Consider the following 19,227-nt stretch of genomic DNA (forward strand, 5'->3'; position numbering starts at 1 on the left):
AAGGTTTCCGCTCAATCGGGCGAGGGCGCGTGATTCTTGCGTGCCGACACGCTCCGGCCGTCGACCGCGGGCGGGCCCGGCGGCTAGGATCGCCGGCATGACGACAGGGACGTTGATCACGGTCGCCCCCACCGGGGCGGAGTCGGCCAAGGCGGAGGTGCCGGCGCTGCCGGTCACCCTCGACGAGCTGGTGCTCACCGCCAAGGAGTGCGAGGCGCTCGGCGCCGCCGTGATCCACGTCCACATCCGCGACGACGAGGCGAAGCCCACCCTCGACCCGGGGCGGCTGCGGGAGACCGTGACGGCGCTGCGGGAGAGCACCGACCTGATCGTGCAGCTCTCCTCCGGCGGCGCGGTGACCGACCCGGAGGCCGCCCGGCTGGCCGTGCTCGACGCCGCGCCCGACATGGCCTCCTGCACGATGGGGACGCTCAACTTCGGCGACGACGTCTTCCTCAACCGGTGGGAGTTCATCGTCGACCTGCACACCCGGATGCAGGAGCGCGGCATCGTCCCCGAGTACGAGATCTTCGACCTGGGCCACCTCACCGCCCTCCAGCGGCTGCTCGGCAAGTACGGCCTGCCGCACGGCGGCCACGTGCACGTCGACTTCGTGATGGGGGTGCCGGGCGGCATGCCGGGCACCACGGCGGCCCTCGTCGCCGCCCACCAGGCGCTGCGGGACCTGCCGGAGGGCGCCACCTTCTCGGCGACCGGCATCGGTCGCAGCACCATCCCGGTCATGCTCGCCGCCCTCTCCGCCGGCGGGCACCTGCGGGTCGGCATGGAGGACACGGTCACGTACGCCAAGGGCCGCCCGGTGGAGAGCAACATGCAGCTGGTCGCCCGCGCGGTCGGCTTCGCCCAGCTCGCCCAGCGTCCGCCGCTGACCACCGCCGAGGCCCGCCAACTGCTCGGGCTGTAAGCCCGACCCCGCCCGGCACCCCTGTACGTCCGGGGGCGACGCCCCTGTTCACCCGGGTGCCGGGCCCGGTCGGCCCGTCGGTACCGTCCACGTTGTGGGAACGACGTACAGGGGCGGCGCACCGCTCGCCGAGGTGGTCCGGTCCGGTCTCGTGGAGGGCGTCCACCGCGGTTCGGTGGTGGTGCTCGGGGCGGACGGCACGCCGGTGGCCGGCGCGGGCGACGTCTCCTCCCCGGTCTTCCCCCGCTCGGCGAGCAAGCCGATGCAGGCGATCGGGATGCTCCGCGCCGGGCTGCCGCTGACCGACCCGGCGGACGTGGCGCTGGTCTCGGCCAGCCACGCCGGCGAGGAGTTCCACCTGGCCCGGGTCGGCCGGCTGCTGCGCGACGGCGGGCTGGACGCCGAGGCGTTGCACTGCCCGCCCGACCTGCCGGTCGGTGACGCCGCCCGGGAGGCGGTGCTGCGTGCCGGGGGCGGGCCGACCCGGGTGCAGATGAACTGCTCCGGCAAGCACACCGGGATGCTGCGCACCTGCCTCGCCGCCGGCTGGCCGCTGGAGGGCTACTGGCGGCCGGAGCACCCGTTGCAGCAGCGGATCAGCGCGGCGATCGAGGAGTTCACCGGCGAGCAGGCGGCGGCGGTCGGGGTCGACGGCTGCGGCGCCCCGGTGCTCGCCGTCTCGCTGACCGGTCTGGCCGGGGCGTACCTGCGGCTGGTGTCGGCGGAGCCGGGCACGGTGGAGCGGACCGTGGCCGACGCGATGCGGGCGTACCCGGAGCTGGTCGGCGGGACCGGGGCCGAGGACACCCGGCTGATGCGGGGCGTACCCGGGGCGCTGGCCAAGGTGGGCGCGGAGGGCGTGATCGCCGCGGCCGTGCCCGGCGTCGGCGCGGTCGCCCTCAAGATCGACGACGGCGCCGGGCGGGCCCGGATGCCGGTGCTGGTCTCCGCGCTGCGCCGGCTCGGCGTCGAGGCCCCGGTGCTGGCCGAGTACGCCGAGGTGCCGCTGCTCGGCGGCGGCCTGCCGGTGGGCGCGGTCCGCGCGCTGTGGTGACCCCGCCCGGGTCGCGGCGCGGCTGACCGGCTCGCCGAGATTGCGGCGCCCGCCGCACCGATCGGGCACCGGCCCGCCGGGGCGGTTCAGCTCAGGAAGTCCAGCAGGGCGGCGTTGACCGGCCCGGGGCGCTCCAGCGGCAGCAGGTGGGCGGCGTCGGGCACGTCGGGCAGGCGCACCGCGCCGGGCGCCTCGGCGGCGATCCGGTCGGCCAGCCGGGTGATGTCCGGGACGTCGGCCGCGCCGGCGGTGACCAGCACCGGCATCCGCAGCTCGCCGAGGCGTTCGATGGCCGGCGGGTCGAGGTCGGCGACGTCCACGGCGCTGAGCGCCAGCTCGGCGGCGAGCGCCCGCTGGTCCATCGCCTCGGCGAAGGCGATCAGTTCGGCGTCGACGTCCTCGGGCCGGCGGCCGGGGCCGACCACCCAGAACCGGACCTCCCCGGCGGCGCTGGCGATGAAGTCCTCGGGGTCGACCTCGCCGACCAGGCGCTCCCAGAGCTCCTCGGTCTCCTCCGACCACTCGTGGCCGGAGACGGCGGTGCCGAGCAGCGCCAGGGCCGAGACCCGGTCCGGGTGGGTCAGCGCGGTGTCGACCGCCACCGCCCCGCCGAACGAGCAGCCGACCAGGGCGGCCCGCTCGATGTCGAGCGCGTCGAGCAGCGCGACCACGTCGTCGTGGTGGGCGAAGGGCGTCGGCGGCAGCTCGGAGTCGCCGTAGCCGCGCAGGTCGACCGCGATCACCCGGTGCCGCTCGGCGAGATCGGGCAGCTGTTCCCGCCACATCCGCCGGTCGGCGATGCCGGCGTGCAGCAGCACCACCGGGCTGCCGGCGCCGCGCTCGTCGTACGCCAACCGGGCACCGTTGATTTCGATCTTCGTCACGCCGTGCAAGCTACGGATCGGACAACCGGTGCGCAAGCACGCGTTGTGGCCTTGCTAACTCTGGCTAGCAATCTGCTTGCTGCAGTTAGCAGCGCGGACTACCGTTGCTCGCATGGCCGCACCCAAGGACCTTCCCGACGTCGGCGGATTCATCCGTGACCTGCGTCGGAACGCCAAAATCTCGCTGCGCCAGCTCGCCGAGCAGGCCGGGGTGAGCAACCCGTACCTCAGCCAGATCGAGCGCGGACTGCGCAAGCCGAGCGCCGAGGTCCTCCAGCAGCTCGCCAGCGCCCTGCGGGTCTCCACCCCCGCGATGTACCTGCGCGCCGGGCTGCTCGACGACAAGGAGGGTCAGGGGGTGCTCGCGGCCATCGCGGTCGACGACGACCTGACGATGGCGCAGAAGCAGTCGCTCAGCCAGATCTACGAGACCTTCCGCCGGGAGAACGCCCGGCTCGCCGAGGCGACCGCCGCGGCCGGCCCGGGCACCGCCCCGGAGGAGCAGCACACCGCGCCGGCGGAACCCACCACCGCCGCCGCCACCGTCAACCCGGCCGCCACCGGCCCCACCACGGCCGACGGCACCCCGACCGAGGCCGTCCTCGAGTCGGTGGCCGTCACCGAGGCCGGCCCGGCGCCCGCCCCCACCAGCACGAACCCCCGGACCAGGAAGGCCGCCACCGCGGCCGAGGAGGAGACGTCATGACCCAGCCGAAGACCAACCGCATCCCTGCCCCGCTCTACGCCGCCGCCGGCGCCGGCGAGCTGGCGTACCAGCAGCTCCGCAAGCTCCCCACCGTGGTGAGCGAGCTGGGCACCAAGGTCGTCGCCGACGGCACGAAGGTCGTCACCGAGTTCGGCGGCAAGGCCGTCGTCACCGGCTTCGAGCTGCGCCAGAAGGCCACCGAGACGCTGCGCACCGCCAACCTGACCGCGACCGGCCTCCGCGAGAAGGCCGTCCCGGCCGACCTCGACCTGGACAAGCTGCGCGAGGCCGCGACCCGCAACGCCGCCGTGGTGCTGGCCGGCGCGCAGGCCGCCCAGGAGCGGGCGCTGGCCGTCTACGGCACCCTGATCGCCCGGGGCGAGCGGGTGGTCGGCGCCGGCGTGCTGGAGGCCGCCGACACCGTCAACGCCGACATCGAGGCCACCGACGCCACCGTCCCGGCCGAGGTGAAGGCCGCCGCCGAGGTGAAGACCGCCGCGCCCGCCGTCCCCACCCCCGCCGACGTGGCCGAGGTCGTCGAGGCCAAGCCGGCCGCCGTGAAGACCACCCGGGCGCGGGCCACCAAGGCCACCAAGCCGGCCGGCACCCCGTCGGCCAAGCTGCCGAAGACCACGAAGCGGGCCACCCCGGCCGCCGAGTGACACCCCGCCCACGTACGACCCCGGAAGCGTCCTGTGGGACGTTTCCGGGGTCGTCGGCATAAGCTAGCCGGCATGGCCACCGCCGCGCCGATATTCGTCTTCGAAATCCGCTACGTGATCGAGCTGATCCTGCTCGTCTTCGCCCTGGTCCTCGAGGGTGTCGCCCTGGTGCACGCCATCACCCAGCGCTCCGACGGGTTCGCGGCGATCGGCACCCTGCCCAAGGGGGGCTGGATCGCCATCCTGGGGGTCTGCCTGGTGCTCACCCTCATCGGCTTCGGCGTGCTCAGCATCTTCGGTCTGATCGGCATCGCGGCCGGGCTGATCTACCTGCTCGACGTCCGGGTCGGGCTGCGTGACCTGCACGACGGCAAAGGGTCCTGGTGAGGGGTTTCCGCTGGCCCCCACCGCCGGACGGCGGACCCCGCACCTGGGGTCCGGGGCCCGGCGGGCCGCGGACCGGCCGGCCGGCCCTGCCCGAGCCGGAGACCGAACTGGTCACCACCCCGCACGGCGTCCGGCTGGAACGGCTGGTCACCGGGGCCGGTGACCCGGTCACCGTCTTCGCGCACGGCCTGGGCAACGGCATCGCCACCACCCGACCGTTCGGCAGCGCGGTCGCCGGCCGCAAGATCTTCTTCCAGTTCCGCGGGCACGGCCGCTCGGACGCGCCACCCGGCCCGTGGAGCTACCTCGACCTCGCCCGCGACCTGCGCGCCGTCGCGGACCTCGGCGGCGCCAGCCGCGCGTTCGGGGCCAGCCTCGGCGCCGGCGCGCTCTGCCGGCTGCTGGCCGACAGTCCGGACCGCTTCGACAAGCTGGTCTTCTTCCTGCCCGCGGCGCTCGACGCGCCGCGCGGGCCGGTCGCTCGGCAACGCCTGATCGACCTGCTCGCCGCCGTGGACGCCGGGGACGCCTCGGCCGTCGCCGACGTGGTCTCCCTGGAGCTGCCGCCGTCGGTGCGCAACACCCCGGCCGGCTGGGCCTACCTGCGCCAGCGCCTCGACCAGCTGCTCCGCGACGGGCTCGCCCCCGGGCTGGCCGAGCTGCCGGAGCAGGCGCCGCTGTCGGACGCCTCGGCGCTGGCCGCGGTGACCGCTCCCGCCCTGGTGATCGGCTGCGTCGGGGACGACCTGCACCCGGCGCAGGTCGCCGAGGAGCTGGCCGCCGCGCTGCCCCGGGCCACCCTGCACCTGTACGACCGCCCGGGCGTGCTCTGGTCGGAACGCGCCGACCTGCGGGACCGGATCTCGACGTTCCTCAACGGGTAACGTCCCGGTCATGGGCGTCACACACCACGGCCGTACCCACCGGCTGGACCTGCTCGACCCCACCCTGCGGGAGTGGGAGTGCACCGTGCTGGCGGCCGACCCGGAGCAGGGCATCGTGCTGGACCGGTCGGCCTTCTACCCGGGCGGCGGCGGGCAGCCGCCGGACCACGGCGTGCTGCTCTGGCAGGGGGTGCAGACCCGGATCGCCGGCACCCGCAAGGGCGACGACCTCTGGCTGATCCCCGCCGAGGGGGATCCGGTGCCGCCGGTCGGCACCGCGGTCACCGGCGCGATCGAGGACGAGCGGCGCACCCGGCTGATGCGTACCCACTCGGGTCTGCACGTGCTGTGCGGGGTGGTCTTCCGCGACTTCGGGGCGCTGGTCACCGGCGGCAACATGGAGCCCGGGGAGGCCCGGATGGACTTCAACCTCCCCGAGGTGCCGGCCGACTTCAAGAGCCGGATCGAGGAGCTGGTCAACGCGGAGGTGGCCGCCGACCGGTCGGTCGCCGTCCGGGTGCTGCCCCGCGCGGAGGCCCTCGCGCTGCCCGACATCATCCGCACCCAGTCCAACCTGATCCCGCCGGAGGAGCAGGAGGTCCGGATCGTCGACATCGTCGGGCTGGACGTGCAGGCCGACGGGGGCACCCACGTCGCCTCCACCGCCCAGATCGGCAAGGTCCAGGTGGTGAAGGTGGAGAGCAAGGGCCGCGCGAACCGCCGGGTCCGGGTCCGCCTCGCCGACTAACCGTCGGCCATCGCCGCGAGGCGGCGGGCGAGCAGGGCGGCGGCCTCCCGCAGCTCGGGGGGCTCCAGCACCTCCGCGTCGAAGCCCAGCCGGGCCACGTGCGCGGCGAGCTGGTCCAGCTTCTCCCCGCCGACGACGAGCACGCACCACCCGTCGCGATCGTCCTCCACGCGTCCCACCTGGGGTGGCACCAGCTCCCGCACCCGGTCGGGCCGGGCCCGCAGCCGTACGCGGGCGAGATACCGGTACGGCGCCTCGGTCACGGACCGCTGCACGTAGGCGACCGGGTCCGGATGCTCCCGGGCCCGGAAGCGCCAGGTCGTCGCCACCACCTCGCGCATCCGGTCCAGCCGGAAGGTGCGCCAGTCGTCGCGGTCGACGTCCAGGGCCATCAGGTACCAGCGGCGGCCGGTGGTCACCATCCGCACCGGCTCGACCGTGCGTTCGCGCTGCTCACCGTCGCGGCCGGCGTACCGGAACCGCACCCGCACGGCGTCTCGGCAGGCCCGGGCGAGCGTCACCAGCACCTCCGCGTCGACCTCCACCCCCGGGCCGACCAGGGTCTCGGTGGCGCCGTGCACCGCCCGCACCTCGGCGCGCAGCCGGGCCGGCATCACCTGGTCGAGCTTCGCGAGCGCCCGCAGCGCCGCCTCACCCGCCCCGGCGACCGTGCCGCCCGACGCCAGCCGCAGGGAGACCGCCGTGGCGATCGCCTCCTCGTCGTCGAGGAGCAGCGGCGGCAGCCGGGTGCCCGCGCCGAGCTGGTAGCCGCCGCCGACGCCCGCCGTCGCGTGCACGGGGTAGCCGACCGCGTGCAGCCGCTCCACGTCGCGGCGCACCGAGCGGTCGGTGACCCCCAGCTCGGTGGCGAGCTCGGCGGCGGTCCAGGACGGCCGCCGTTGCAGCAGCGCCAGCAACCGCAGCACCCGCTCGGTCGTCGTCTCGACGGTCACCGCCTGATCGTTGCATGAATAGAGGAACGATCCTGTCCGCTATCTCCGGGAGGCTGGCACCATGACCGACCAGACCTGGAACCCCCTGCTCCGTGAGCAGCTCACCTGGCACTGGACCCACCAGCTCCGCGATCGCCTCGACGGACTCACCGACGACGAGTACTTCTGGGAGCCGGTGCCGGGCTGCTGGAGCGTGCGCCCGCGCGGCACCGGCGCCGCACCGGTGCAGGCCGGATCCGGCGCGATGACCATCGACTTCGCGATGCCGGAGCCCGACCCGCCACCGGTCACGACGATCGCCTGGCGACTCGGGCACGTGATCGTCGGCGTGCTCGCGGTGCGCAACGCCGCGCACTTCGGTCGCCCGCCCACCGACTACCAGTCGTTCGCGTACGCCCCGACCGCGACCGCGGCGCTGGCCCAGCTCGACACCGAGTACGCCGCGTGGCTGGCCGGGGTCGAGTCCCTCGGTGAGGCCGGCCTCGCCCGCCCGTGCGGCGAGGCGGAGGGACCGTACGCCGAGCGTCCACTGGCAGCGCTGGTGCTGCACGTCAACCGCGAGCTGATCCATCACCTGGCCGAGGTGTGCCTGCTCCGCGACCTCCACACCCACCGGCACACCCGACAGGAGGCGAGCTGAGATGGCCCGCGACGTACAGATCACTTTCGACTGCGCCGACCCGGCCGGGTTGGCGGCGTTCTGGGCCGAGGCCCTCGGCTACCGGCTACCGGACCCGCCCGGCGGCTTCGAGTCGTGGGAGCGGGCCCTGGAGGCGATGGGCGTGCCGCCGGAGCGCCGCAACGACGCCTCGGCGCTGGTCGACCCGGAGGGCTCCGGGCCGCGGCTGTTCTTCCAGCGGGTGCCGGAGGGCAAGCAGGCCAAGAACCGCGTGCACCTCGACGTGCGCGCCGCCCCGGGGCTCCAGGGCGACGCGCGGATGGCGGCCCTGGAGGCGGAGGCCGAGCGGCTCGTCGCCCACGGCGCCACCCGGATCGGGCGCCACGAGCCGGCTCCGCCGCTCGGCGCCGGTCACATCGTGCTGTCCGATCCGGAGGGCAACGAGTTCTGCCTCGACTGACCAGCCGGAAGGTGGGCGGCGCGGACGTCGAGCAGCCAGCGTTCCACGGTCGGCTCGTCGGGTCGCTCCGGCAGCGGGGTGCGGATCCGGTCGAAGTCCCGCTCCGCCTCGGCGACCAACGCCTCCGCCTCGGCCAGCGCGCCGCCGGCGACCCGCTCGCCGAACGCGTGGAACCAGTCCGGGTCGGCGAGCCGGATCTCCAGGGCGCCGGTCGCGTAGAGCAGCCGGCCCTGGTGCAGGAGCCGGGCCAGGTGCCGGGCGTGCTTCGCCGAGCGCCGCCGGCCGCTGACCTGCGACGAGTCACGGCTGGTCAGCTTGCGGAACTGTTGGCCGGCGTACCCGAGGTAGGCGTCGCGGACCCGGGGCGCGCTGAGGAACGCCGAGCGGATTTCGATCAGCCGCTCGCCGAACTCCGTCCGGGTCTCGTAGCACTCGTCGGGCAGCCACATCAGCTCGCTGGCCGTCGGGTTGCCGCCCAGCGCCAGCTTCGCGTACTTCCCGGCCTCGTGCAGGGTGACGTCCGGGTCGGTGGTGACCACCGACTCGCGGGGCGGGTGCAGGCCGTGGAAGGCCACCGTGGGCGCGGCGAAGACGCCGATCCGGTCGGTGTCCGAGCCCGGCCCGGCCAACCCGTACGCGACCGAGCCGACGATCCCGGAGAGCAGCAGGTGCATGCCGGTGAGCATGACCCACGACACCCGTTCGCGAAACCGGACTTCGGCTGTCAGGTATCGCTGACAGGCTCGCCGGCATGACGACGACACCTCTGACAGGGAAGGTCGCCCTGGTGGCCGGGGCGACCCGGGGCGCCGGCCGGCAGATCGCGGTCCAGCTCGGCGCGGCCGGGGCGACCGTCTACGCCACCGGCCGCAGCAGCCGCGCCGGCCGCTCCGAGCTGGACCGGCCGGAGACCATCGAGGAGACCGCCGAGCTGGTCACCGCCGCCGGGGGGACCGGCATCGCGGTACGGGTCGACCACCTGGTGCCCGACCAGGTCCGCGAGCTGGTGGCCCGGATCGACGCCGAGCAGGGCCGGCTCGACGTGCTGGTCAACGACATCTGGGGCAGCGACCCCTTGATCACCTGGGAGAAGCCGGTCTGGGAGCAGCCCTTGGAGGCGGGCTTCCGGACGCTCCGGCTGGCGGTGGACACCCACATCATCACCAGCCACTTCGCGCTGCCGCTGCTGATCCGCAACCCCGGCGGGCTGGTGGTGGAGGTCGGCGACGGCACGAAGGACTACAACGACGCCAACTACCGGCTCTCGGTCTTCTACGACCTGGCCAAGGCGTCGGTCAACCGGCTCGCCTTCAGCCAGGCGCACGAGCTGAAGCCGCACGGCTGCACCGCCGTCGCGCTCACCCCCGGCTGGATCCGGTCCGAGGCGATGCTGGAGCACTTCGGGGTCACCGAGGCCAACTGGCGCGACGGCGCCGCCACGGACCCGCACTTCCTCATCTCCGAGACGCCGGCCTTCGTCGGGCGGGCGGTCGCGGCCCTGGCCGCCGACGAGGAACGGGCCCGCTGGAGCGGCCGGTCCGTCTCCGCCGGAGAGCTGGCCCGGGTGTACGGCTTCACCGACGTCGACGGCAGCCAGCCGGACGCGTTCCGCTACATCGCCGAGGTGGTGGACGCGGGAAAGCCGGCCGACGTCACCGGTTACCGCTGAGCCGGGCTGTCGTCGTACAGGGCGGCCAGGCGGGCCGCCGCCTCGGCCAGGCGCGCCCGCAGCTCCGGTGGGTCGAGCACCTCCGCCTCCGGCCCGAGCCGCAGCACCACGTCGTACGCCACGGCGACGGACTCGACGGGCAGCCGGGTGGTCACCCACCCCTGCCCGTCTGGCTCGCCGGCGGCGGCCACCGCCTCCTCGTACGCGAAGCGGGCGTCGGCGGCCCAGCGCAGCGCGCGCAGGCCGGCGGGGCTGAGCCGGACGGTGATCCGGTCGCCGTGCATCCCCCGCAGGAACGACTCCGCCTGCTCCCGCCAGTAGCCGCCCAGGTCGAAGGCGTCGTCCCGGGCGAAGGTCGCTCCGTCCGCCGCCACCTCGACCACCCGGTCCACCCGGTAGGTGCGCATCCCGTCGCCGACCCGGCCGACGAGATACCAGACCGCGCTCTTGAGCACCAACCCGTACGGCTCGACCCGCCGGGTGACCTCACGTTCGCCGCGCCGGTAGCGCAGCTCGACCACCCGGTCCCGCCAGACCGCCCGGGCCAGCTCGGCCAGCCAGGGCGGGGGCGTGGACTCCCGGAACCAGCCCGGCACGTCCAGGTGGAACCGCTGCCCGGCGCGCGCGGGCGCGTCCCGCAGGCTCGGCGGCAGCGCGGCGAGGACCTTCAGCTCGGCGGCGGCCACCGCGTCGGCGAGCCCCATGTCGCCGGCCGGTCCGGGCAGCCCGGAGAGGAAGAGCGCCTCCGCCTCGTCGCGGGTCAGCCCGGTCAGCCGGGTCCGGTAGCCACCGAGCAGCCGGTAGCCGCCGGCCCGGCCCCGGTCGGCGTAGACCGGCACTCCGGCGGCGGCGAGCGCCTGCACGTCCCGGTAGACCGTCCGCTCGGCGACCTCCAGCTCCCGGGCCAGCTCGGCGGCGGTCATCGGCCCCCGGGTCTGGAGCAGCAACACCAGGGAGATCAACCGGGACGCGCGCACTCGCCCATCCTGCCCGTGCTGGTACGCGCGTCCCGGTGGTACCCGGCCGTTACTTGCTGGTCGCGGCCTTGCCGATGACGTCGGCGACGACGTCGGGGTGCGAGACGGCCACGGAGTGCGACGCGGTGTCGACCTCGACGGTGTGGCGGGAGCCGGCTCGCTCGGCCATCAACCGCTGACCGGCGATCGGGATGTTCTTGTCGGCGCCGGCGAGCACGAACCAGGACGGGATCGTCTTCCAGGCGGGGGCGCCGGAGCCCTCGGCGAGAGCGGCGTCGCGGACCGGGCGCTGGGTGACCGCGGAGAGGGCGGCCTTGGCGGGCGACACGTCGGCGGCGAACTGGCCGTGGTACGCGTCCTGCCGGATGTAGAGGTCGTGGCTGCCGTCGCCGAGCGGAACCGGGGGTGCCAGCGACTCCGGGAGCGTGCTGCCGGGGACCTGGCTGGACAGGCCGAGCACGCTCTCCCCGGCGTCGGGGGCGAAGGCTGCCACGTACACCAGGTCGGTGACGTTGGGGTTGCCCACCGCGGCGTTGGTGATCACCGATCCGCCGTAGGAGTGTCCGACGAGGACGACCGGGCCCGACACCGTGGCGAGCAGCTTCTTCAGGTAGTCGGCGTCCGAGCTCAGGCCGCGCAGCGGGTTCGCCGGGGCGAGGACCGGGTAGCCGTCCTTCTGCAGCCGCGACACCACTCCGTGCCAGCTCGACGAGTCGGCGAACGCCCCGTGCACGAGCACCACGGTCGGCTTGGGGCCCTGGTGGCGGTCGGCGGCGGCGCTGGCCGCGCCGGTGCCGAGGCTGGCCGCGATTCCGACAGCGGCGAGGGCGGACAGGCTCAGCAGGTTCCGGATGCGCATGGCAACTCCTCGGAGAAGTAGAACGATCGGTCTTTCTGCTGCAAAGACTAGTCGTTCTCCCGGCGTTGGCAAGGCAGCGTGGAGCACATCACGTCGTTGGCAGGGGCGGTGGCGGAACGAACGGTCTCTCTTTATGCTGAGGGGATGTCTTCCCCCTCGGAGCTCGCCCCGCGGGACCGGCTGCTGCGAACGGCCTCGCGCCTGTTCTATGCCTACGGCCTGCACACAGTCGGCGTGGACCGCCTGGTGAGCGAGGCCGGGGTGACGAGGGCGACCTTCTACCGCCACTTCCCGAGCAAGGACGACCTGATCGTCGCCTACCTGCGCAGCAGGAGCGAGGAGATCCGCAACGGAGTCGAGCAGGTCGTCGCGGACAGCCGGGGCCGCGAGGCGCTGCTGCGCATCGTGAACGTCCTCGGGGAGGACGTGTGCAGCACCGGCTTCCGGGGCTGCCCCTTCCTCAACGCCGCGGCGGAGTACCCGGATCCGGCGCACCCCGTGCGGGTGGCCGTCTCCGACTACCACGCATGGTTCTTCCAGGCGCTGCGCGACCGGGCGGTGGAGGCCGGGCACGCCGACCCGGACCACACGGCGCGGGTACTGGTGCTGCTGCGCGACGGTGCTCTGCAGGGCGGCGCGCTGGGCGATCCACAGCAGGCGCGCGCCACGCTGCGCCGGGCGGCGGAGGAACTGCTGACCGCGGCCGAGCGGTCATCCCGCTCCGACTAGGTCGCCGGACCGCGTACGGCGGTGCCCGACGCACCTCCCGAGGTGCCACTAGGCTCCCGCTCGTGAACGCACCCCGGATCCTCACGCCCGTGACCGGCGCGGTCGGACGGTTCTTCTCCGGCGCCGGCCTGCTCCTGCGCGGCCTCGCCCTCTACGTCCGCAGCCCCGGGCTGATGCTGCTCGGCGTCGTGCCGGCGTTGATCTCCGGTGCGCTCTTCCTCTCCGCGTTCGCCGCCCTGGTGTACTTCGTGGACAACCTGGCCGCGCTGGTCACCCCGTTCGCCGACGACTGGTCGCCGACGCCGCGCAGCCTGGTCCGGGTGATCGCCGGGCTGGCCTTCCTCGGGCTGGGCGGCCTGCTCGGGGTGGTCGCCTTCACGGCGGTCACCCTCGCCATCGGCGACCCGTTCTACGAGAAGATCTCCGAACGGGTGGAGGAGCGCCTCGGCGGCACCCCCGACGCGGTGGAGGTGCCGTTCTGGGCGTCGCTGCGCCGCAGCGCCGCCGACTCGCTGCGGCTGGTGGGCCTCTCGGTGCTGATCGGCATCCCGCTCTTCGCCGCCGGGTTCATCCCGGTGGTCGGGCAGACCGTGGTACCGGTGATCGGGGCGGCGGTGGGCGGCTGGCTGCTCACCGTGGAACTGGTCGGCGCGCCGTTCGCCCGGCGCGGGCTGCGGCTGCCGGAGCGGCGGTCCATGCTGAAGGCGGACCGGCCCACCGCGCTGGGCTTCGGCGTGGCGGTCTTCGTCTGCTTCCTGATCCCGCTCGGCGCGGTGCTGGTCATGCCGGCCGCCGTCGCCGGGGCCACCCTGCTCACCCGCCGGACGTTCAACCAGCCCATCCGGGAGCCCTGACATGGAGATCACCCTGGTCGAGGGGGACATCACCGCCCAGCGGGTCGACGTGATCGTCAACGCCGCCAACTCGTCGCTGCTCGGCGGTGGGGGAGTGGACGGCGCGATCCACCGCCGGGGCGGCCCCGCGATCCTCGAGGAGTGCCGGGCCCTGCGCGCCTCCCGGTACGGCCGCGGGCTGCCCACCGGGCAGGCGGTCGCCACCACCGCCGGTGAGCTGCCGGCGCGCTGGGTGGTGCACACCGTCGGGCCGGTCTTCTCGGCCACCGAGGACCGGTCGGCGCTGCTGCGCGACTGCTACGCCAACAGCCTGGCCGTCGCCGACGAGCTGGGCGCCACCACGGTGGCGTTCCCGCTGATCTCCGCCGGCGTCTACGGCTGGCCGGTCGACGACGCGGTACGCCAGGCGGTCACCGTGCTGCGCGCCGCCACGCCGGCCACCGTCACCGAGGCCCGGCTGGTGCTCTTCGGCGCGGACACGTACGCCACGGCTGCGCGGGTCGCCGCGGCGGCCTGATCACGCCAGGTCGCGGAGGCAGGACCACTGGGAGGCGACCGGCCGGTAGCCCAGCCGGGTGTTGACCGCCAGCATGGGCGCGTTCGCCCCATCGTTGGAGGTGTACGCCACCCGTACTCCGCCGGCGGCGGCCCGGTGCAGGGCCGCCCGCTTGACCAGGCGGGCCAACCCGCGGCCCCGGTACGCCGGCACGGTGCCGGTGTAGTCCGTCCACATCCGGTCGCCGTCCCGCTTGACCAGGCTGAACGAGGCCAGCTCGCCGTCGACCTCGGCCACCGTGCTGGCCGCGCGGTCCAGGCCCAGGTTGTCCCAGACCTCGTACCGCCAGATCTCGTAGCTCCTCGCGTCCGACGGCACGTCGCCGGGCTCGTCGGCGGCCGAGGCGACGTCGGCCGCGTGGATGCGGCGCGGGTCCACCTCCGCCGCCGCGAGCAGCCGTACCCCCGGGGGCGGCTCGGGCGCCGGTGGGGCCGGCCGCAGGTCGAGCGCGGAGAGCACCATCTCCCGGCTCGGGGTGAAACCGTGCCGGCGGGCGAAGTCCAGCGACTCGGGCCGGACCCAGGTGAGCACCCGGCGGGCCCGGATGGCACGCAGGTGGTCCAGGGCGGCGGTGAGCAGCGCGGTGCCCGCGCCCCGGCCCCGCTGCTCCGGGTGGACGTGCAGCGTGGAGATCTCGCCGAAGTCCGCCTCGGAGGTCTGGCTGTTGCGGTACGCGGACGCCCAGCCGACCACCCGACCGGCGGACTCCGCCACCCAGGCGGTCCAGTCCTCGCCGGGCGGGGGTTGGGCGATCATCTGCCGGGTCGACTCGACGCCCCGCACCAGGTACGGATGGACGACCGCGCGCAGCGCCACCACCTCGGCCGCGTCCTCCGGCCGGGCCGCCCGGATCGCGAACCCCCCGGTCCGCCCGGTGGACACGGGGCCGCCGGCCGCCGGGACCGTCGCCGTGGGCAGGGATGCCGCGTGGGGGTCTGTCATGCCGCCGAGGGTAGAGGGCCGGGGGACGGGCGGCCACGGGTTAACCGGCTGCCGCCGGAGCCGTCAGGCCGACGCGCGCACCACCAGCTCCGTCGGGAGGATCACCGCCTCCTCGATCACCTCACCGGCGGCCAGCCGGAGCAGCTGCCGGGTCATCTCCCGGCCCAGTTCGACGATCTCCCAGCGCACCGTGGTGAGCGGCGGCTCGGTGTACGCCGCCGTCTCGATGTCGTCGAAGCCGATCACCGCGACGTCGTCCGGCACCCGTCGCCCCGCCTCGCGCAGCGTCCGCAGGGCGGCGTGCGCCATCAGGTCGGAGGCGGCGAAGACCGCGTCCAGGTCGGGGTGCGCGGTGAGCAGCTGGTGCATCGCCGCGGCGCCGGACTCCCGGGTGAAGTCGCCGTACGCGACCAGCTCCGCCAGTCCGGCGGCGGCGACCGTCTCCCGGTAGCCGGCGAGCCGCTCGATACCGGCGATCATGTCCTGCGGGCCGGCGATGGTGGCGATCCGCCGGCGACCGTTCCCGATCAGGTGGCGCACCGCCCGGGTCACCCCGCCGACGTTGTCCACGTCGACGTACGGCACCTGGGCGCCGTCCAGCGGCCGGCCGGCGCAGACCACCGGGATGCCGAGCCGGCTCAGCGTGCCGGGCAGCGGATCCTCCCCGTGCAGCGAGGCGAAGAGCACCCCGTCCACGTGCCGTCCGGTGGTGTACCGCTCGACCCGCTCGTGGCCGGCCGCCGACCCGGCGAGCATCAGCACCAGCTGCTTGTCGGCCGCCTCCAGCTCCTGCGCCGCGCCCCGGATGATCCCGGGGAAGACCTGGTCGTCGGAGAAGACCCGGGTGGCCTCCTCGGGCATCACCAGGGCGACCGAGTCGGTCCGCTGGGTGACCAGGCTGCGGGCGGCCAGGTTCGGCACGTACCCCAGCTCGGCCACCGCCCGGCGGACCGCCTCCTGGATCGGCTCGGCGACGGTGGTGGAGCCGTTGACCACCCGGGACACGGTCGCCCGGGACACCCCGGCCCGCCGGGCGACCGCCTCCAGGGTCGGTCGTTGTGCCGTCGTCATCCCCGCTACCACCGCCTCGTCACAGCCCGTTCCGGGAGATCACCTCCTGGTACCACCGGGCGCTGGACTTCGGTGTGCGCCGTTGGGTCAGGTAGTCGACGTGGACGATCCCGAACCGCTTCCGGTAGCCCTCGGCCCACTCGAAGTTGTCCAGCAACGACCATACGAGATAGCCGCGCAGGTCGACTCCCCGGGCGATGGCCCGGTGCGCCGCGCGCAGATGTCCGTCGAGGTAGGCGATCCGGTCGCTGTCCACCACCGGGCCGTCGGCGCCGGCCCGGTCCGGGAAGGCGCCGCCGTTCTCGGTGATCATCAGGGGCAGCCCCGGGTAGTCCCGGTCGATCCGTTCCAGCAGCCGGGTCAGCCCGGCGGCCTCGATCATCCAGCCCGAGTCGGTCAGCGGGCCGGTCGGCGGGAGGAACTCCACCGCGCCCTCGGTGCCCGGGTACGCCCCGCCGCCCCCGGCCCCGTCGGGCCGGCCGGCGACGTAGGTCGGGGCGTAGTAGTTGACGCCGAGCAGGTCGATCGGCGCGGCGATGGTCTTCTCGTCGCCGTCCCGGATGAACGCCGGTGCCACCAGGCGGCTGACGTGCTCCAGCACGTCGTCCGGGTAGCCGGCGCCGGTCAGCGGATCGAGGAAGATCCGGTTGTGCAGCCCGTCGACCAGCCGGACCGCCGCGCGGTCGGCCGCGCTGTCCGGGTCCGCCGGCTGCACGTCCGCCGGGTTGAGGGTGATGCCGAGGGTCCGCGCGCCGGCCGCGCGCAGCGCGCGGGCCGCCAGGCCGTGGCCGAGGAGCAGATGGTGTACGGCGGCGAAGGCCGCCCCGGCGTCCCGCTCGCCGGGGGCGTGCATCCCGTTGCCGTAGCCGAGGTACGCCGAGCACCACGGCTCGTTGAGCGTGGTCCAGGTGCCGATCCGGTCACCGAGCCGGGTGTGCACGGCGACCGCGTAGTCGGCGAGGTGCTCGGCGGTGTCCCGGTTGGTCCAGCCGCCCTGGTCCTGAAGGGACTGCGGCAGGTCCCAGTGGTAGAGGGTGACGATCGGGTCGATGCCCCGATCGAGCAGCGCGTCGGTGAGCCGGTCGTAGAAGTCCAGCCCGCGCGGGTTGACCGGGCCGCTGCCGTCGGGCTGGATCCGGGGCCAGGCCACCGAGAAGCGGTACGCCCGCAGTCCCAGCTCGGACATCAGGGCCACGTCGTCGGCGTACCGGTGGTAGTGGTCGCAGGCGACGTCGCCGGTGTGCCCCCGGTACACCCTGCCGGGCGTACGGCTGAAGGTGTCCCAGATCGACGGGCCGCGCCCGTCGTCGTGGGCCGCGCCCTCGATCTGGTACGCCGCGGTGGCCGCGCCCCAGACGAAGTTCTCGGGAAAACGCAGCTCGCTCCTCGCGCTCACGCCTTCACCGCGCCTTCCATGATGCCGCCGATGATCTGGCGGCCGAACACCACGAACACCAGCAGCAGGGGCAGGGTGGCGATGGCCGTCCCGGTGAACACCTGCGACATGTCCTGGTAGTAGCCGTCGGAGAGCGCCCGCAGCGACAGCTGCACGGTCGGGTTCTCCGGGTCGTTGAGCACGGCGTACGGCCAGAGGAAGTCGTTCCAGGTGGTCATGAAGGTGAGCAGGCCGAGCACGGCGGCGGCGGGGCGCAGCGCGGGCAGCACCACGTTCCAGTAGATCCGCGCGGTGCTGCACCCGTCGATCCGGGCGGCCTCGATCAGCTCGGTGCTGACCGCCTGGCCGGCGTACTGGCGCATCATGAACACGCCGAAGCCGGTGACCAGCGCCGGGACGATCACCGCCGGCAGCCGGTCGTTCCAGTTCAGCTTCGTCATCAACAGGTACAGCGGGATGACGCCGAGCTGGGTGGGCACCATCATCGTGGCGATGATGACCAGCAGCAGCGCGTTGCGCCCGCGGAAGCGCAGCTTGGCGAAGGCGAACCCGGCCAGGGTGGAGAAGAAGACCACCGAGACGGTGACCGAGACCGCCACGATCGTCGAGTTGACCAGGCCGGTCAGGAAGTGCGCGTCGGTGTTGGCGAAGAGCCGGGAGATGTTGGCGCCGAGGTTGCCGCCAGGGGTGACCGGGGGCGGCACCTGGCCCATCGCGTCGCTGGTGCGGCTGGCCACCACGAACATCCAGTAGATCGGGAAGATCGACGCCAGGGCGGTGGCGGCCAGCGCCGCGTAGGTGAGTCGGCCGGCCGACCAGAGTCGGGTCATCGGGACCCCTCCTTGCCCGCGCCGCCGCCGAGCCGGCGCAGGACCAGCACGTTGATGGCGGCCACCACGGCGATCAGGGCGAAGAGCAGCCAGGCGACCGCGGAGCCGTAGCCGAAGTTGTAGTGCGGCGCGAAGGCGTTCTCGAACATGTACATGGTCACCGTCTGGGACTCGCGCAGCGGTCCGCCGCGGACCGCGTTGGTGCCGGAGTTGAAGAGGCGGGGCTCGGTGAAGAGCTGAAGCCCGCCGATGGTGGAGATGATGACCGCGAAGATGATCGTCGGTTTGAGCAGCGGCACGGTGATCGACCAGAACTGCCGGGCCCGACCGGCGCCGTCGATCGAGGCCGACTCGTACAGGTCGCGCGGAATGGCCTGCATCGCGGCCAGGAAGATCAGCGCGTTGTAGCCGGTCCAGCGCCAGTCGACCATGGTCGAGATGGCCACCCAGGAGGCGAACCGGTTGGCCTTCCAGTCGATCGCGTCGACGCCGACCAGGTCGAGCAGCCAGTTGACCATGCCGAACTCGCGGCCGAAGAGCACCCCGAAGACGATCGCCACCGCGGCGGTGGAGGTGACGTTGGGTACGAGCACCGCCATCCGCCAGGTGGTCCGCGCGCGTAGCTGGCGGTTGAGCAGGTTGGCCAGCCAGAGCGCGAGGAGCAGCTGCGGCACCGTGGAGATGACGAAGATCCCGAGGGTGTTGACCACCGAGTGCCAGAAGTCGGGGTCGGCGAGCAACTGGGTGTAGTTCTGCGCCCCGATGAACGTCGGGTTGGCGCCGAGCAGGTCCCAGTCGTGCAGCGAGACCCAGAACGTGTAGACCAGCGGGTAGATCCCGAAGACCGCGAAGAGCAGGAAGAACGGTGCGATGTAGAGGTAGGGCGAGTACCGGGTGTCGAACCGGGTGAGTCGGCTGCCCCGCTTCGGGCGGGCGTGCCGCGGCGCCGGCAGAACCGGCGGCCGAGCGTCGAGCTGGACGGCCATGCCATCTCCTTCTCCGCCGTGCCCACCTCCCCGTCGATCCGGGCTGGTCGTCGTCGGATGATCTCCGGCCACGACC

General features: G+C 73.9%; 23 protein-coding genes. 13 read left to right on the forward strand and 10 right to left on the reverse strand.

The annotated features are described in order from the left end of the window. Positions 1 to 97 precede the first annotated feature (97 nt). Both AC5L3Z_RS00280 and AC5L3Z_RS00285 read left to right on the forward strand, forming a co-directional pair. Positions 98 to 925, forward strand: a complete 828-nt coding sequence (locus AC5L3Z_RS00280) for a beta-keto acid cleavage family enzyme (RefSeq protein WP_494838631.1) — start codon at positions 98 to 100, stop codon at positions 923 to 925. Positions 926 to 1,019: 94 nt separating this feature from the next. Further along, positions 1,020 to 1,979 (forward strand): asparaginase, encoded by a 960-nt coding sequence (locus AC5L3Z_RS00285; RefSeq protein ID WP_494838633.1) that lies wholly within the window; start codon positions 1,020 to 1,022, stop codon positions 1,977 to 1,979. A gap of 86 nt (positions 1,980 to 2,065) precedes the next feature. On the opposite strand, the gene AC5L3Z_RS00290 is transcribed toward AC5L3Z_RS00285, so the two are convergent. Then, positions 2,066 to 2,863 carry an alpha/beta fold hydrolase gene (locus tag AC5L3Z_RS00290; RefSeq protein ID WP_494838635.1) on the reverse strand — a complete coding sequence of 266 codons (798 nt, stop codon included), beginning with the start codon at positions 2,861 to 2,863 and terminating at the stop codon, positions 2,066 to 2,068. A 112-nt stretch (positions 2,864 to 2,975) separates the two neighbouring features. Here AC5L3Z_RS00290 and AC5L3Z_RS00295 point away from each other — a divergent pair, with 112 nt between their 5' ends. From AC5L3Z_RS00295 to AC5L3Z_RS00315, 5 genes are all read left to right on the forward strand, one after another. Continuing rightward, a complete protein-coding gene (locus AC5L3Z_RS00295) occupies positions 2,976 to 3,569 on the forward strand; it encodes a helix-turn-helix domain-containing protein (RefSeq protein WP_494838637.1) in 594 nt (197 codons plus the stop codon). Next, a complete protein-coding gene (locus AC5L3Z_RS00300; RefSeq protein WP_494838639.1) occupies positions 3,566 to 4,231 on the forward strand; it encodes a hypothetical protein in 666 nt (221 codons plus the stop codon). Before AC5L3Z_RS00295 ends, AC5L3Z_RS00300 begins: the two co-directional genes overlap by 4 nt. 72 nt (positions 4,232 to 4,303) lie before the next feature. Next, complete coding sequence (locus AC5L3Z_RS00305) at positions 4,304 to 4,618, forward strand: DUF2516 family protein (protein ID WP_494838640.1); 315 nt, start codon at positions 4,304 to 4,306, stop codon at positions 4,616 to 4,618. After that, complete coding sequence (locus AC5L3Z_RS00310; protein ID WP_494838641.1) at positions 4,615 to 5,502, forward strand: alpha/beta fold hydrolase; 888 nt, start codon at positions 4,615 to 4,617, stop codon at positions 5,500 to 5,502. Before AC5L3Z_RS00305 ends, AC5L3Z_RS00310 begins: the two co-directional genes overlap by 4 nt. A 10-nt stretch (positions 5,503 to 5,512) precedes the next feature. After that, positions 5,513 to 6,250 carry an alanyl-tRNA editing protein gene (locus AC5L3Z_RS00315; protein WP_494838642.1) on the forward strand — a complete coding sequence of 246 codons (738 nt, stop codon included), beginning with the start codon at positions 5,513 to 5,515 and terminating at the stop codon, positions 6,248 to 6,250. Here AC5L3Z_RS00315 and AC5L3Z_RS00320 read toward each other — a convergent pair. After that, the gene (locus AC5L3Z_RS00320; RefSeq protein WP_494838644.1) at positions 6,247 to 7,203 is read right to left on the reverse strand and encodes a helix-turn-helix transcriptional regulator; all 957 of its coding nucleotides are present in this window, start codon (positions 7,201 to 7,203) and stop codon (positions 6,247 to 6,249) included. The genes AC5L3Z_RS00315 and AC5L3Z_RS00320 overlap by 4 nt on opposite strands. Before the next feature lie 61 nt (positions 7,204 to 7,264). Between AC5L3Z_RS00320 and AC5L3Z_RS00325 the strand changes: the two genes are divergently transcribed. Together AC5L3Z_RS00325 and AC5L3Z_RS00330 are read left to right on the forward strand one after the other, a co-directional pair. After that, a complete protein-coding gene (locus AC5L3Z_RS00325; protein WP_494838645.1) occupies positions 7,265 to 7,843 on the forward strand; it encodes a DinB family protein in 579 nt (192 codons plus the stop codon). A gap of 1 nt (position 7,844) precedes the next feature. Continuing rightward, positions 7,845 to 8,282, forward strand: coding sequence for a VOC family protein (locus AC5L3Z_RS00330; protein WP_494838646.1), 438 nt, complete (start codon positions 7,845 to 7,847; stop codon positions 8,280 to 8,282). Here AC5L3Z_RS00330 and AC5L3Z_RS00335 read toward each other — a convergent pair. Continuing rightward, positions 8,234 to 8,956 carry a nucleotidyltransferase domain-containing protein gene (locus AC5L3Z_RS00335; RefSeq protein ID WP_494839558.1) on the reverse strand — a complete coding sequence of 241 codons (723 nt, stop codon included), beginning with the start codon at positions 8,954 to 8,956 and terminating at the stop codon, positions 8,234 to 8,236. The two genes, AC5L3Z_RS00330 and AC5L3Z_RS00335, sit on opposite strands and share 49 nt — an antisense overlap. A gap of 77 nt (positions 8,957 to 9,033) precedes the next feature. Between AC5L3Z_RS00335 and AC5L3Z_RS00340 the strand changes: the two genes are divergently transcribed. Next, positions 9,034 to 9,951: an SDR family oxidoreductase gene (locus AC5L3Z_RS00340; RefSeq protein ID WP_494838647.1), complete on the forward strand. Its 918-nt coding sequence runs from the start codon at positions 9,034 to 9,036 to the stop codon at positions 9,949 to 9,951. On the opposite strand, the gene AC5L3Z_RS00345 is transcribed toward AC5L3Z_RS00340, so the two are convergent. After that, positions 9,942 to 10,928 carry a helix-turn-helix transcriptional regulator gene (locus tag AC5L3Z_RS00345; RefSeq protein WP_494838649.1) on the reverse strand — a complete coding sequence of 329 codons (987 nt, stop codon included), beginning with the start codon at positions 10,926 to 10,928 and terminating at the stop codon, positions 9,942 to 9,944. The genes AC5L3Z_RS00340 and AC5L3Z_RS00345 overlap by 10 nt on opposite strands. Before the next feature lie 49 nt (positions 10,929 to 10,977). Further along, positions 10,978 to 11,787 (reverse strand): alpha/beta fold hydrolase, encoded by an 810-nt coding sequence (locus AC5L3Z_RS00350; RefSeq protein ID WP_494838651.1) that lies wholly within the window; start codon positions 11,785 to 11,787, stop codon positions 10,978 to 10,980. 144 nt (positions 11,788 to 11,931) lie between these two features. Here AC5L3Z_RS00350 and AC5L3Z_RS00355 point away from each other — a divergent pair, with 144 nt between their 5' ends. The 3 genes from AC5L3Z_RS00355 to AC5L3Z_RS00365 all read left to right on the forward strand — a co-directional run bounded on the left by AC5L3Z_RS00355 (position 11,932) and on the right by AC5L3Z_RS00365 (position 13,887). Continuing rightward, entirely contained in the window at positions 11,932 to 12,516 is a 585-nt protein-coding gene (locus AC5L3Z_RS00355) for a TetR/AcrR family transcriptional regulator (protein ID WP_494838653.1), read from the forward strand. A gap of 62 nt (positions 12,517 to 12,578) precedes the next feature. Further along, positions 12,579 to 13,370 carry an EI24 domain-containing protein gene (locus AC5L3Z_RS00360; protein WP_494838655.1) on the forward strand — a complete coding sequence of 264 codons (792 nt, stop codon included), beginning with the start codon at positions 12,579 to 12,581 and terminating at the stop codon, positions 13,368 to 13,370. Position 13,371: 1 nt separating this feature from the next. After that, entirely contained in the window at positions 13,372 to 13,887 is a 516-nt protein-coding gene (locus AC5L3Z_RS00365) for an O-acetyl-ADP-ribose deacetylase (protein ID WP_494838657.1), read from the forward strand. On the opposite strand, the gene AC5L3Z_RS00370 is transcribed toward AC5L3Z_RS00365, so the two are convergent. The 5 genes from AC5L3Z_RS00370 to AC5L3Z_RS00390 form a co-directional block, all read right to left on the reverse strand. Then, a complete protein-coding gene (locus AC5L3Z_RS00370; RefSeq protein ID WP_494838658.1) occupies positions 13,888 to 14,868 on the reverse strand; it encodes a GNAT family N-acetyltransferase in 981 nt (326 codons plus the stop codon). A 63-nt stretch (positions 14,869 to 14,931) separates the two neighbouring features. Further along, positions 14,932 to 15,939 (reverse strand): LacI family DNA-binding transcriptional regulator, encoded by a 1,008-nt coding sequence (locus AC5L3Z_RS00375; protein ID WP_494838659.1) that lies wholly within the window; start codon positions 15,937 to 15,939, stop codon positions 14,932 to 14,934. A 19-nt stretch (positions 15,940 to 15,958) separates the two neighbouring features. Next, the gene (locus AC5L3Z_RS00380; protein WP_494838661.1) at positions 15,959 to 17,335 is read right to left on the reverse strand and encodes a GH1 family beta-glucosidase; all 1,377 of its coding nucleotides are present in this window, start codon (positions 17,333 to 17,335) and stop codon (positions 15,959 to 15,961) included. After that, entirely contained in the window at positions 17,332 to 18,165 is an 834-nt protein-coding gene (locus tag AC5L3Z_RS00385) for a carbohydrate ABC transporter permease (RefSeq protein ID WP_494838663.1), read from the reverse strand. The genes AC5L3Z_RS00380 and AC5L3Z_RS00385 overlap by 4 nt, the downstream gene beginning before the upstream one ends. Then, positions 18,162 to 19,151 (reverse strand): carbohydrate ABC transporter permease, encoded by a 990-nt coding sequence (locus AC5L3Z_RS00390; RefSeq protein ID WP_494838665.1) that lies wholly within the window; start codon positions 19,149 to 19,151, stop codon positions 18,162 to 18,164. Before AC5L3Z_RS00390 ends, AC5L3Z_RS00385 begins: the two co-directional genes overlap by 4 nt. Between the last annotated feature and the right edge of the window lie 76 nt (positions 19,152 to 19,227).

Source organism: Micromonospora sp. LZ37, from assembly GCF_059359015.1.

What these genes read in the sequence shown, in the direction of transcription:
- AC5L3Z_RS00375 (WP_494838659.1), bottom strand. Translation starts at nt 15,939, where the DNA reads ATGACGACGGCACAACGACCGACCCTGGAGGCGGTCGCCCGGCGGGCC.
- AC5L3Z_RS00300 (WP_494838639.1), top strand. Translation starts at nt 3,566, where the DNA reads ATGACCCAGCCGAAGACCAACCGCATCCCTGCCCCGCTCTACGCCGCC.
- AC5L3Z_RS00365 (WP_494838657.1), top strand. Translation starts at nt 13,372, where the DNA reads ATGGAGATCACCCTGGTCGAGGGGGACATCACCGCCCAGCGGGTCGAC.
- AC5L3Z_RS00330 (WP_494838646.1), top strand. Translation starts at nt 7,845, where the DNA reads ATGGCCCGCGACGTACAGATCACTTTCGACTGCGCCGACCCGGCCGGG.
- AC5L3Z_RS00390 (WP_494838665.1), bottom strand. Translation starts at nt 19,151, where the DNA reads ATGGCCGTCCAGCTCGACGCTCGGCCGCCGGTTCTGCCGGCGCCGCGG.
- AC5L3Z_RS00315 (WP_494838642.1), top strand. Translation starts at nt 5,513, where the DNA reads ATGGGCGTCACACACCACGGCCGTACCCACCGGCTGGACCTGCTCGAC.
- AC5L3Z_RS00385 (WP_494838663.1), bottom strand. Translation starts at nt 18,165, where the DNA reads ATGACCCGACTCTGGTCGGCCGGCCGACTCACCTACGCGGCGCTGGCC.
- AC5L3Z_RS00370 (WP_494838658.1), bottom strand. Translation starts at nt 14,868, where the DNA reads ATGACAGACCCCCACGCGGCATCCCTGCCCACGGCGACGGTCCCGGCG.
- AC5L3Z_RS00350 (WP_494838651.1), bottom strand. Translation starts at nt 11,787, where the DNA reads ATGCGCATCCGGAACCTGCTGAGCCTGTCCGCCCTCGCCGCTGTCGGA.
- AC5L3Z_RS00355 (WP_494838653.1), top strand. Translation starts at nt 11,932, where the DNA reads ATGTCTTCCCCCTCGGAGCTCGCCCCGCGGGACCGGCTGCTGCGAACG.
- AC5L3Z_RS00340 (WP_494838647.1), top strand. Translation starts at nt 9,034, where the DNA reads ATGACGACGACACCTCTGACAGGGAAGGTCGCCCTGGTGGCCGGGGCG.
- AC5L3Z_RS00335 (WP_494839558.1), bottom strand. Translation starts at nt 8,956, where the DNA reads ATGCACCTGCTGCTCTCCGGGATCGTCGGCTCGGTCGCGTACGGGTTG.
- AC5L3Z_RS00295 (WP_494838637.1), top strand. Translation starts at nt 2,976, where the DNA reads ATGGCCGCACCCAAGGACCTTCCCGACGTCGGCGGATTCATCCGTGAC.
- AC5L3Z_RS00305 (WP_494838640.1), top strand. Translation starts at nt 4,304, where the DNA reads ATGGCCACCGCCGCGCCGATATTCGTCTTCGAAATCCGCTACGTGATC.
- AC5L3Z_RS00280 (WP_494838631.1), top strand. Translation starts at nt 98, where the DNA reads ATGACGACAGGGACGTTGATCACGGTCGCCCCCACCGGGGCGGAGTCG.
- AC5L3Z_RS00325 (WP_494838645.1), top strand. Translation starts at nt 7,265, where the DNA reads ATGACCGACCAGACCTGGAACCCCCTGCTCCGTGAGCAGCTCACCTGG.